This window comes from Bacillus sp. FSL K6-3154, assembly GCF_040869395.1.
Lineage (GTDB): Bacteria > Bacillota > Bacilli > Bacillales > Bacillaceae > Bacillus > Bacillus safensis.
In genome coordinates this window covers 1,767,336-1,780,102 of record NZ_CP152033.1, presented here as the reverse complement: position 1 = coordinate 1,780,102, position 12,767 = coordinate 1,767,336, and the positions used below count along the sequence as shown (strand labels likewise).

At 42.7% G+C, this 12,767-nt stretch carries 10 protein-coding genes and 2 tRNA genes; all 12 read right to left on the bottom strand.

Going from position 1 to position 12,767, the window contains the following annotated elements; translation table 11 throughout:
• Positions 1-75: 75 nt before the first annotated feature.
• A complete protein-coding gene (gene spoIIE / locus MHH61_RS09255) occupies positions 76-2,559 on the bottom strand; it encodes a stage II sporulation protein E (RefSeq protein ID WP_368004471.1) in 2,484 nt (827 codons plus the stop codon).
• Positions 2,560-2,762: 203 nt separating this feature from the next.
• Positions 2,763-2,834 (bottom strand) — tRNA-Glu (locus MHH61_RS09250).
• A 25-nt stretch (positions 2,835-2,859) separates the two neighbouring features.
• A tRNA-Met gene (locus MHH61_RS09245) sits at positions 2,860-2,933 on the bottom strand.
• A 177-nt stretch (positions 2,934-3,110) separates the two neighbouring features.
• Positions 3,111-3,506 carry a S1 domain-containing RNA-binding protein gene (locus MHH61_RS09240; protein ID WP_008357409.1) on the bottom strand — a complete coding sequence of 132 codons (396 nt, stop codon included), beginning with the start codon at positions 3,504-3,506 and terminating at the stop codon, positions 3,111-3,113.
• A gap of 82 nt (positions 3,507-3,588) precedes the next feature.
• Positions 3,589-3,963: a septum formation initiator family protein gene (locus MHH61_RS09235; RefSeq protein ID WP_003217952.1), complete on the bottom strand. Its 375-nt coding sequence runs from the start codon at positions 3,961-3,963 to the stop codon at positions 3,589-3,591.
• Positions 3,964-3,981: 18 nt separating this feature from the next.
• Positions 3,982-4,620: a spore cortex biosynthesis protein YabQ gene (yabQ, locus tag MHH61_RS09230; protein WP_125587546.1), complete on the bottom strand. Its 639-nt coding sequence runs from the start codon at positions 4,618-4,620 to the stop codon at positions 3,982-3,984.
• The gene (yabP, locus tag MHH61_RS09225) at positions 4,617-4,925 is read right to left on the bottom strand and encodes a sporulation protein YabP (RefSeq protein ID WP_024425646.1); all 309 of its coding nucleotides are present in this window, start codon (positions 4,923-4,925) and stop codon (positions 4,617-4,619) included. Before yabP ends, yabQ begins: the two co-directional genes overlap by 4 nt.
• Before the next feature lie 73 nt (positions 4,926-4,998).
• On the bottom strand, positions 4,999-5,259 hold the full coding sequence (locus tag MHH61_RS09220; RefSeq protein ID WP_008341839.1) for an RNA-binding S4 domain-containing protein: 261 nt from the start codon (positions 5,257-5,259) through the stop codon (positions 4,999-5,001).
• On the bottom strand, positions 5,256-6,740 hold the full coding sequence (mazG, locus tag MHH61_RS09215) for a nucleoside triphosphate pyrophosphohydrolase (protein WP_125587545.1): 1,485 nt from the start codon (positions 6,738-6,740) through the stop codon (positions 5,256-5,258). Before mazG ends, MHH61_RS09220 begins: the two co-directional genes overlap by 4 nt.
• The gene (locus MHH61_RS09210; protein ID WP_125587544.1) at positions 6,730-8,334 is read right to left on the bottom strand and encodes a polysaccharide biosynthesis protein; all 1,605 of its coding nucleotides are present in this window, start codon (positions 8,332-8,334) and stop codon (positions 6,730-6,732) included. The genes mazG and MHH61_RS09210 overlap by 11 nt, the downstream gene beginning before the upstream one ends.
• 190 nt (positions 8,335-8,524) lie before the next feature.
• Positions 8,525-9,061, bottom strand: coding sequence for a stage V sporulation protein T (spoVT, locus tag MHH61_RS09205; RefSeq protein WP_024427194.1), 537 nt, complete (start codon positions 9,059-9,061; stop codon positions 8,525-8,527).
• Between the two features lie 139 nt (positions 9,062-9,200).
• Positions 9,201-12,734: a transcription-repair coupling factor gene (mfd, locus tag MHH61_RS09200; RefSeq protein WP_125587543.1), complete on the bottom strand. Its 3,534-nt coding sequence runs from the start codon at positions 12,732-12,734 to the stop codon at positions 9,201-9,203.
• Positions 12,735-12,767 lie beyond the last annotated feature (33 nt).

Genomic DNA, 12,767 nt, shown 5'->3' with positions numbered 1-12,767 from the left:
TTCATTCCTCCTGGGATTGTAACTGAATGCTTATATCCCCATCATCGCCAGAAGAAATTCATATTATACGATATTTTAAGAAATCTCTTGTTTCTCAAGATAGAATGTGCCGGTCGGAATGGAAGCCCATTTTGGTGTGTTGTGGTCGAGCCTGATGACAACAACTGTCATATCGTCGTCAATTTGTCCTGCTCTTGTTCGAATAACCTCTTCCATTAATAAATCAGCAATTTCTTGGGGATCTTCTGTTTTAAAGCTTTTCATTTTCCGTTTCACCCATAGATCATGATTTTCAATATGCTTCGGCCCCTCAAAAATACCGTCACTCATCATAATCAATAGGTCTCCTGCCTTCATCTGTTCGCTCACAACCTCGACTTCAAATTCATCAATAATGCCAATCGGCAAGTTGCTTGCTTGTACCTTCATCACCTGATCACCCCGTTTAATAAAGCTGGGTGTTGAACCAATCTTGAGGAACTTACAGCTTGCATCCTGTAAATCAATGATCGATAAATCCAATGTTGAATAGATCTCGTCCGTCGTTCGTAAAGATAAAATACTATTAATGGTTTTAATCGCCACTTTTTCATTGATACCTGATGCTAATATTTTTTCTAACAGCTTAATCGTTTCATTGCTTTCAAAATGAGCACGTGCTCCGTTGCCCATTCCATCACTAATAGCTGCGGCATACTTGCCTGCTCCAAGCTCCATCATGCTGTAGCTGTCTCCAGATACCAGTCCTCCGCCTTTTGCTGCATGTGTCACGCCTGTAGCTACTCGGTATGATTTAGCAGAGCCAAATACAACGTGGCAATAGCCTGTTGGATGCTCTGCACACTGTTCTGCTTTGACTAAAATCTGTTCTTCTAAAATATCTGAAAGCATTGGCGCAATGATTTTTTCACATTCCCCATGCCCTTGGCAATATGGGATTCTCATTTCAATATCCACATTTCCCTGCTCCAAGCTATAGATTTCTACTTGCTGAATTTCAATGCCAAAGTGCTGTAGTGCTTCTATCATCTGCTCTTCCTGAATAAAATGCTGCTCTCTTTCTCGTTTTATTTCCCGGGAAAAATCCTCCATCACTTGTGAGACCCCCATCAGCTGTTCAGCCACAAGACGCCTGCTGTCTTGGACTTTTTTCTTCAGTGTCTGGTTAGCTTTATAGTAAGCGATCTCCTCTTCGATCAATTCCTCAACATGTTTTGATTTTGAGCAGTGCTGACTAAATTTCTTTTTCAATTTTCGGTTATGCTCATACGTTTTTTCATCAGATTCATGCATAACTTGTTTCATTAGTTCATAGGTTGTATCAAAGTTCTGCACCCAGCATTTATTTTTCTTATAGCACGTTTGACAGGATCGTTCTGTGATCGTACTTAAAAAAAGATCTACATCCTCTTCCTGCTTCTTCTCTTCAGGAATGGATTCGTAAAATGTCGCAAAACTCTCAGACAGCGCATGAAATACATGAGAGAATTGATCTACCTTTTTTGCTGTCACGTCTCGTACCTTCCGAGCATATTGCTGCTGCTCTTGTACATGCTCTACCGTACCAGGAATGTATTTCGCTACCTTGGAAGTAACTGATTGCGGCGTGAGCAAAAAGAGCGCAACCGCTATAAGTGATTCATACAGTGTGGTCATGAGACCTGCTGACCCTTCCCCGTACAGTGAAATGAGTAAGGAACCCACAATTAAGCCGATGGCTGCCCCTGCTTTCTTCCCTTCTTTCAGCAATCCGCCTAATAAGCCTGAAAAGGCAAGAAGACTCATCTGATAAAGGTTTCCGATGTTAGCAAGACCGAGAATTAATCCTGTCACAACACCGACCGTACAACCAATACTGGCTCCGCCAATAAAGGCAAATGTCAGCACTACATAACGTGACAAAATATGCTCTGCCTGCATTCCTTGAAATGTGATCCCAGCAAGACCAGTTAAAACTGAGGCAATTAAAATCATAAAACAAATAATTTCTTCGACCTTTAAAGAGTGTTTAATTTTCCTGACTGTAAAAATCGGCAGGCTTTGAAGAAAAATCAGAGTCAAAATGAAGGCAAGTCCTGCTTCGACACCCGCCATGACGTAATCATAACTTTGCACAGCACCTTGCTCTAGGTAAACAAACGCTCCTCGGGTGATCAGCATTGAGAGAACAATGACAACCGGTAATGTTTTCACTGGGTCTTTGATGATGAAAGAAACCACCTTTGACATAAGGAGAAACATGAGCAGCGACGCAAACACAAACAATGCATTTTGAGGTGATATTGTCATCGCCCCAGCGAGTAATGCTAGACAAGCAAGCATCGCCTTATCTCTTTTAATAAGCAGCATGGAGCCAAAGAAAGGCAGAGCAAACGGCATAATTTCAGATAATATAAAGGCTCGTCCTAATAAAAAGCCTAGAACAACATAAATAAACCCTTTATAGAAAAAAAGAGAATGCGTGTGATGAAGAAACAGGTTTTTCATCTTTTTTAATCCCGCACTGATTCTTTCAAACCCCGCTCCTGTTAAATCAGTTCTTCTTTCTAGTTTTTCCATCTTCTCATCCCCCACCTGATATTCGTTGCTTGTCATTATAGCGAAGGTGAAAAAGAAATTTTGTCAAAAGAAGTTGTCGTTTCCATAAAACGTTCGACGCTTTATTCGTCAAAGAGGCATACTTTCATGAAAGTCGATGTCTTTCATCAGAATTTTACGAAGGCACAAAAAAACAGCTTTCCTATAGAAAGCTGTTTCGAATATGACCCGTACGGGATTCGAACCCGTGTTACCGCCGTGAAAGGGCGGTGTCTTAACCGCTTGACCAACGGGCCTTGCTTTATGTTCTAGTTAAAAGGATAGCGGCGGAGGGGATCGAACCCCCGACCTCACGGGTATGAACCGTACGCTCTAGCCAGCTGAGCTACACCGCCATAATGAAAATGCGCTAAGAAGCACAAGAACTATAATACAAAGGATTCGCTTGTCCGTCAATAGAAAGTTTTAAATTAAATGACGAAATCTCAAAAAATGTCGGATGGATCATGAAAAAAAGCACCTGCTGAACAGCAGATGCTTTGTTGTGAAAATATATAGAAAGCAGCAACAAGTTAACCTCTTCTTGCTCCGCGCCCCCCACGTTTTGATTCCGTGTTACGTTTTAAAGATGTTAAGCGATCTTCGCTATCTTTTAAGAATTTGTTCATTTTTTGTTCAAACGATTCCTTCGGACGGAAATCATTTCTGCTTGGTCTTGATTGTTGTTGAGGACGATCTTTTGCTTTTTTAATGGACAAGCCGATTTTACCGTCTTTTTCAACGTTAATCACTTTCACTTCAACTTGTTCACCGACTTTTAAATGCTCATTAATATCTTTTACATAGTTATCGGCTACCTCACTGATATGAACGAGACCAGTTGAACCGCCTGGCAACTCCACAAAAGCTCCAAAATTTGTAATGCCCGTAACTTTCCCTTGTAACTTGCTGCCAACTTCAATCGACATAAAAAAAGTGCTCCTCCTTAGACTTATAAAAAAATCTCATTTGTTCAATTATACATAAACTGAATTTTAAGTGTCAACAAGGCTAATCGCTCTTATTGCCCACATCAAAGATTTTTTCGCCTTTTTTGGACATATAATAGTCCCGTCGTGCCAGTTCGAGTACGTATTCCTTGCTTTTCAGCTTCTTAATTTCATCAGAAATATCTTCCTGCTTTGTTTGTAATTGCTTCAACTCTTTTTCGAGCGCAACCTTCTTCTCTTCTTTTTCCTTTAGTGAAGACGATTGCGACCAGAGGGCACTTGTCACCAAGACAGCAAACATGAGCACGATTACACCAAACACGGTAAGCCTTCTAAGGAGTCCGCGACGTTTGCGTTTTAAGCGCTGCGCTTGCTGTTCCATTTGTTTTTGGTAATCATTTTGAATTTGTGCGATATTTCTTTTTCTCTTGTTCAAAATTGAAGGCCTCCTCTCTTACTTTGTCCAGAATTGTTTCCATTTCGTTTTGATGGTACCAGATAATTTCTTGGCCCCTTGTAAAATTCCTGCTCCTTTTGAGAAAAACAATCTCATTGATGTTCGCCATTTTTCGGGAATCCGATGAATAATGGTCACATTGAGTAACCAGATGAGCGGATAACAAACAATCGACAGCACCTTCCACACGAGCCGAAACGTAAAACGAACAAGACGTAAGAGCGAGTGGAGCAAGAACAGAATAGCACTTATAATCAATGTGATCATCCAGCGGATCGGCTGGAAGACAACCGACATGACCAGCCTTTTTAGGAAGAGAACAGTCTGATATACACACATCATGATAAACTTGAGAATCTTGAGATACAAATGTTTCATCAATGCCTGATACATCGAGAAACCTAGAGCAACAGCTAGAAAAATATAAAGCCTGAATTCTCCCTCATTTGTCAGCAGCAGGACGTAAAAGAATAAGAGACCCTGTACCATCCAAAAAAGGAGATCGTGGATAACCAAAAGCCATTTTGCTGTTTTTTCCCAGTTCACAAACAGCTTGTACGTATCAAGCGATGCGCCCAGCCAGATGCCCATCGCCGCCATGGAAAGCATCGTATAAAACTGGACTGTCAGCGTCATTTAAACAGCTTGCTAAAAAATCCTTTAGCTTTCTCCCCGTGCTGCTCATCCACATATATTAAATCAAAAACACGCCCTTTGATCGACACAACGCCCTTTTCGACGTCTAGGTTTTTCATTTGCAGATTTTCTCCGCGGATGGCGAGAATCCCCATGACCGTCTCCAGCAGAAATTCCTCACTATCAAAGCTTTCCACTTGTTTGACACCAGTAATATCTAAATGCTTTCTGTTTCGCATTGTGACATTGTGCTCCGCGTCTGATGACAGCTTCGTGCCTTGAGGTTGATTATAATATTGATTCATCTATACATCCCCCATATCTCATACTTGCATGTTACTGCATTGTATGTGATAAGAGGGTCATTTAGAACAAGCCCTATTCTGCTGTTTTTTCTTCTTTTAGCACAGTATACATGCCAGCCGCTTCTTCTTTTTTCGTCGTGTCCTTTAACTCGTTGACTTGAACAGTCACTAGTTTTTGACCAAAGCGGATTTGCAGCTCATCTCCTTCTTTCACGTCAGAGCTTGCTTTCGCCTGTGTTCCGTTAATAGATATCCTGCCTTGATCAGCTACTTCTTTTGCCAATGTTCTTCTTTTAATTAAACGGGACACTTTTAAAAATTTATCTAATCTCATGTGTGTTCACCTCTTTCTATGCCTTTCGCATCGTTCCATAGATCGTCCATTTCCTCTAGCGTTAAGTCATCTAACGAACGGCCCATGTCCTTTGCTTTTTGTTCGATATGCTGAAAGCGCCGTATGAATTTTGTGTTGGCAGAAGCGAGTGCCGTTTCAGGCTCTAGGTGATAGAACCTGCCAATATTGACGAGAACAAACAAAAGATCTCCAAATTCATCTTTCATCTGCTTCGTTGCACCTTCGTCCGTCTTCTCTGCCACTTCAACGAGAAATTCCTGCTTTTCTTCTTCGTATTTGTTCCAAATATCTTGAACATCTGTCCAATCAAAGCCCACTTTGGCAGCTTTCTTTTGGAGCTTATACGCCTTTGTTAGTGCCGGAAGTGTCGCCGGAATCGATTGCAAAATAGAACCGGTACGCTCTGGCTTCTCCTGCTGTTTGATTTTTTCCCAGTTGGCCACCACATCTGCTGCCTCAGAAACATTCGTGTCACCAAACACATGGGGGTGGCGTCGAATCATTTTTTCTGTGACATGCTGAATGACGTCATCGATTGAGAAATAACCGTCATCTTCGCCAATTTGAGCGTGAAGTAACACCTGCAGCAGCACATCGCCAAGCTCTTCCACCATATGATCTGGGTCATCTTCATCTATCGCTTCAAGCAGTTCATAGCATTCTTCAATTAAATATGGTTTCAGTGATTCATTGGTTTGTTTTTGATCCCATGGACAGCCGCCCGGACCTCTTAATGTACGTATGACGTCACGGAAGGTGTCAAATTGTTGATAAAGCAGCTGTTCATCTTGAATTGGAGGAACATAAACACTCGTTAAGTTATTTATCGACACATCTCGATCAAGTTCAAATAAAGGAACGGCAGTAATCTGTTCCTGACTGCTTCCAGCCGCAGTCACAATATAAACTTCATAATCGTCGGGGAGCTTTTCCATCAGCGTGAGTTTCACATTCGAAGCTGTCATCTGATCATATACCTGACAAATCAGGACGTGCTGGGTTAATTTCAGATCATCCGCTCTCATATCCCCTGCATCAACGAATTGTAATCCCTCGATGGGATCAATCTGCAAGGAGTTGAATGTCGCATCTAGAAAGCTTTGTCCACCAGCGACAGACACCTCAACCCCGCGCTCTTTCTGCCCGGCGACGAGCAGCTGTACGGTCTTTTCTGCCACAAATGGATGACCAGGTACAGCGTACACAATGTCTTTTTCTGCTGCCTCTGCAAATAATATTTCGGTAATTTCCTGATACACCTGATCAAACTGATCATGCTTTTCATAAATTTCATCAAAAAAGGTGAGAGATGGGACCTCCTGCATTAACTCTGCGATAAGCGGATGATCCTGCGTTCTCATAAATACTTCTTTCGCCTGCTTCAGCTGCTTATATACACCGAGCGTCAGCTGATCCATGTCGCCTGCCCCGAGACCGACGACGGTAATCTTACCTGCCATTTTGATTCCCTCTCATCTGTTTAAAATATAAAATCTTTTCTCCTAATGGAATGAGTCTCCATTCCTCGTCCGTAAATACTTCTAGCTTAAGAATACTATATAAAAAGGCGAAACCACCAATAAAAACTGATGTCAGGCTCTCTAAAACGGAAAACGGGCGTTTTTCAAAGGGGATGACCCATGAAAACAGAGCCTGATATCCTATTAAGACCACAGCCATGAAGGCGGCTGATAAAAGAATTTTCACCGGGAACAGCTCTCTCAACGAAATCCATCCTTTATGCTTCAAATAAACGGCATTGAGCACGGCTACTGTGAGAAAACCACATACAGTTGACCATGCGGCACCATGGATGCCAAATAACGGTACAAACTCAATTGTTAGAATCCATTTCACCAGCACGCTGAGAACCACCACAACAGCAGGATATACAGTATGCCCGAGCCCTTGCAGTAAAGCCGCCTGCGTAATGGCAATCGACGTAAAGACGATCGATATACAGAATATTTGCAAGGCATCGGTGCCTAAGTCATTACGAAAAAGCATTGTATTGACTGGTGCTAAAATACAAATCAGTCCAACCGCTGACCCTATCCCTAATACCGACGTGGTCTTAACCGATGAGCGAACTTTTTGCCGTATTGTTTCATGCTCTCCATTCCTCATGGCTGCAGATAAAAATGGCACAAGAGAGGTTCCGATGCTGATGGCAAACACCGTTCCGAGCTGTAAGAAAGGCTGGCCTCGGTCATATACACCTTTCGCCGCCTTTGCCGCCGCTTCACTGAGACCCTCGCTGCGCAGCAGTGCATACAGATGAAAAGCATCAATCATTTGCATCCATAAAATGAGCAAACCGCTGACACAAATCGTCAATGTATACAGCACCAAACTCTTCATAACATCTTTTTTTCGAAGTGTCGCCTGTTTGCCTGACATACTTGCAACAGACTGCTTTCGATAGGTCAGCCAAAGGAAAAGAAGCAAAATGAGCGAGGCCGCACTTCCTGCGATAGAAGAGAACACCGCACCCGCCCCTGTTTCATAAAGCGAATAGCCGTGCCTCACGAAATAGAAGGATAAAACAAGCAGGACACCTACCCTGATGAGCTGCTCAACCAACTGAGAAACAGCTGTTGGAAGCATCAGACCGTCACTCTGAAAAACTCCCCTCAGCATCACAGTGAGCGGCAGAAATAGAAACACAAAAGCACTCATCTGGATGAGCAGAATTAATTGACTGTCTGCCATAAGACTCGCAATTGTGCCTGCTCCTATGTAAAGACAAAGAAATAAGGCTAGGCTCAGTAAAGTGATATAGACCAAGGATACCCTTGTAATGATCCGTCGATTCTCTTCCCCATGCTCACTCAAAAGCTTGGACACCATGACAGGAAAACCTGTTGTACCAAGCATGATGGCAATGCCAAGGAAAGGATATACCTGCTGATAAATATAAAACCCTGTGTCCCCTACGATGTTTTGAAACGGGACACGGTAAACGGCACTTAATATCTTTGATAACAAGCCTGCGATGGTCAAAATCACCGCACCCTGGAAAAGCCAATGCGGCTGATTCACAGCATTTTTCATGGATGACTCCTTTAAAATAAATCTACAGTTAAACGCACTCATTATAACATACGTGAATGAAAAGACGTTTCTTTCTAAGGAGTAGACGGCACATGTCTCGTTTTGTTTCATCCCATATAAAAAACCGACAAAATCAAATGATTTCATCGGCATTCTTTCATTTTATCAAGATGATATAGAGTTATTAGACCTAATGTTCCATTTGACGGGCTAAGAAGCCAGCTGCCGTTTCTGCCGCTTTATGCTCCACTTCTCCCATTGAACGCTCTTTAGAAAATAAGACGACGGCGCCAATTGGATCTCCGTTCGCAACAATAGGTGCAATGGTATAAGCAGATACGTCATCATCAATACCATCGACAAGTTGAATTTCTTTTTTATTTTCTTCTAACACAGAATTACGCTGATCCATTGTTCGTTCAAGTAAATCACTGATGGATTTGTTCAAGTACTCTTTTTTCGAACTGCCAGATACAGCAATATACGTATCTCGATCACAGATCAGGATGGAATGACCCAGACTGTCGAATAATGCATCAGCATATTCCTTCGCAAAGTCTCCTAGCTCACTAATCGGCGAATACTTCTTCAAAATCACTTCTCCATCGCGGTCGACGAAAATCTCAAGCGGATCTCCTTCCCGGATGCGCAATGTTCTGCGAATCTCCTTCGGAATAACCACTCTACCTAAATCATCGATGCGGCGTACAATTCCAGTTGCTTTCATTCACTGCTGCCTCTCTTTCGTTTGATGATGTGTTGGGTGAATGGAACAAAAGCGTCCACTTTATGCAACATTCACCACTTGACCCTGAGTTTAGTATCCGTCACATCAAACGTAATATACACGAGAGACAAACAAAATTTTATGAAGATGGAATGGTTTCTTTTTTCACATCTTGAAGGCCTCGAAGCATGTTAAGGACAACCTCAAGCCATTCTTCAGTCTTCTTGCCTTTCGTTTGGACAGAAATAATCAGCTTGCTGCCTTCCATTCCTAACCCGATTTCACGTCCATATTTACTGCCGAGCTCAAATAATTTTTGACCGTCGATTTCACTGCTTGCTTTCTCATCAAGAGTCATTCTGACAATGCCTTTCTCCATCTTGATCAGCTCGACACGTTCTTGGACAGCGTACACCTTCATTGTCGCAATCGTAAACAAGTCAGCCACTTCTTGCGGATATTCACCAAATCGGTCGATCATTTCATCCTGAAGCTCTTTTCTCTCTTCAATCGATCCAATTGCTCTGAACTGTTTATACATTTCAATCTTTTGCTTGCCATCCGAAATATAAGTGTCTGGGATGTAAGCATCAATTTGCAGATCAATTTCTGGCTCGAACTTATCTTGAGCCGTTGTATCGCCTCTTCTTTCCTCAATGGCTTCTTTCAGCATTTGAGAATAGAGGTCGAATCCAACCGAATCAATGAAGCCATGCTGCTGAGCACCAAGTAAGTTCCCTGCTCCTCGAATTGTTAAATCACGCATCGCAATTTTAAACCCAGATCCGAGCTCTGTGAATTCTTTAATGGCTTGAAGTCTTTTCTCCGCAACTTCAGAAAGAACTTTATCTTTTCGATACGTGAAATAAGCATAAGCGACACGGTTCGAACGCCCGACTCGTCCTCTTAGCTGGTACAGCTGAGAGAGCCCCATTTTATCGGCATCGTGGACGATGAGCGTGTTCACATTTGGAATATCGACTCCCGTTTCAATGATGGTGGTACTGACCAATACATCTGATTCACCTTCAAGAAAATTAATCATCACTGATTCCAGCTCGTTCTCACTCATTTTCCCGTGCGCATAACTGACTTTTGCGTCTGGGACTAGCATGGAGATTTCGTCTGCTTTTCGTTCAATATCCTCAACACGGTTGTAAAGGAAGTACACTTGACCGCCGCGTGCTAATTCTCGCTCTATCGCTTCTCTGACTAGAGCGCCATTATACTCAACCACATAGGTTTGAACAGGGAAACGGTTTTCAGGCGGTGTTTCAATCACTGATAAATCCCGTACGCCAAGCATGGACATATGAAGCGTACGCGGAATTGGCGTAGCCGTTAATGTCAGTACGTCGATATTGGCTTTCATCTGCTTAATTTTCTCTTTATGCGTCACACCAAAACGCTGTTCCTCATCAATGATCAACAGTCCTAAATCCTTGTAGACGATGTCTTTTGAAAGAAGGCGGTGTGTGCCGATAACCATATCGATCGTTCCGTTTTTCAGCCCTTTTAACGTTTCAGTTGTTTCTTTTCTTGTACGGAAACGGCTCAGCTGCGCAATTTTGACAGGGTAGTCTTGGAATCGGTCCATGATTGTGTCAAAATGCTGCTGTGCTAAGATGGTTGTCGGAACAAGCAAGGCTACCTGCTTCCCGTCAGCAATCGCTTTAAAGGCCGCACGAATAGCCACCTCCGTTTTTCCGTAACCCACATCTCCACAAAGCAGACGGTCCATTGGACGTTCCCGCTCCATATCCTGTTTAATTTCGTGAATCGAACGGATTTGATCATCTGTTTCCTGATAAGGGAACGCAGATTCAAACTGGCGCTGCATCTCATGATCAGGCGAGAAGGCATATCCTTTGCTTGCCTCGCGTTCTGCGTACAGTTTAATCAGATCATCTGCGATGTCCTGTACAGATGTTTCAACTTTTTTCTTCACGCGTTTCCAATCGCTGCCGCCTAGTTTGTACAGCTTTGGTTCTTTACCTTCTGATCCTACATATTTCTGCACCTGATCAATTTGTTCAACCGGTACATAAAGCTTGTCGCTTCCTTGATAATGAATATTTAAATAATCTTTATGAATGCCGCCGATTTCAAGCGTTTCAATTCCTAAATATTTACCGATCCCGTGGTTAATGTGCACCACATAATCGCCGACTTGAAGCTCTGAATAGCTCTTGATCCGCTCTGCATTGGTCAGCTTTTGCTTACGCGCCTGTTTTTTCACACGTTTCTTGAAGAGTTCACCTTCTGTGATTACAGCAATTTTTGATAACGGCAGTTCAAAGCCTGTTTGCAGCTCACCTTGTAAAATATACACCTGTCCGCTCACAAGCTCAGCGTCCGGTTTAGCAAGAGCGGCTTCAATGTCATAATCATGCAGAACAGACGACAGCTTTTCTGTCCGCTCTTCATCAGCACCTAAGAAGACAACCGTGTATTGCTGTTTTTTATAGCGTTCAATTTCACTCGCCAGCACATTCATCTGTCCGTGGAAATTCTGCATTTGCTTACTAGATACATTGACGATATTTTGCGGATTTGTCTGCTGGACATGTCTCAGGAACAAAGAGTAGTACAGAATGGATCTCGATTGCTGATTGATCAGTTCTTGGAACGGGAAAGATAGAGATAAATCATGAAGAATATTGCCTTCTTCAAGCAGACTAATTGTCCAATCGGCTTCTTCCTGTTCAAGCTGTTCTTCCATCTCCTGAATTCTGCTGATTTCATCTAAAATAATAATCGTATCCTGCGATGTGTAATCTAGCAAACTAGCAGGCTTTTCATAGAAATAGGACAGGTACTTCGTCATTTCCTGTGTCACGATGCCTTCTAACAGCTTCTCGCGATCAGCAGATATATTTTGATGAAGCAGTTCTTTTTGCTGATCTGAGTTGAATTTCTTTAAGCTCTTCGCCAGCCCTTGATCAAGCTGTTCAATGGCTCTCACTCGTTCCGGACCTCTCACAATTAACTCTTTTGCAGGACCTATTTTGATTTCTTGAAGGGTTTCTAATGAACGCTGTGTATCCGAATGAAACGTTCGAATCGAGTCTACTTCTGTATCAAACAGTTCAATACGGATTGGATGATCTTCCGTTAACGCATAGATGTCGATAATTCCTCCGCGCACACTAAAATCTCCGGGCGCTGCAACCATCGAGGTCCGGTCATAACCAATTTGTACGAGCTGTTTTGAAAACGCCTCCAAATCAATTTCTTCACCGATCTTTAAATGGATCTGACTCTCCTTCCAGAGCTCAACTGGCGGAAGCATCCTGCGAACCGCAGCAGCGGGAGTGACGATAATGGGGTCTTCTCCATTCGCAAGTCGATTCAAGACATCCAAACGCTGTGCTCTCAGCTCAGGACTGGCCACTGCAATTTCTGAAGCGATGAGTTCATTGACAGGATAAAGAAGGACCGAGCGATCGGGCATCACACTTGCTAGATCATCTGTAACCTTCTGCGCCTGATATAAATTGTGAGTCACAATAAACATTGGCCGCTTCAGTTCGTCTGATATCGCGGCTGTAAATAAAGATCTGACGGAGCCTGATAGTCCGGCAAGCAGCTGTTCTTTTAACCCTTCCTTTAGTCCATTAAAAATGGACTGAAAATCATCACTTTGTTTGATAAATGATTGTATGTTTTTCATTTGGCTCCTCCTCCCTGTTTGTTTAAAACAGAA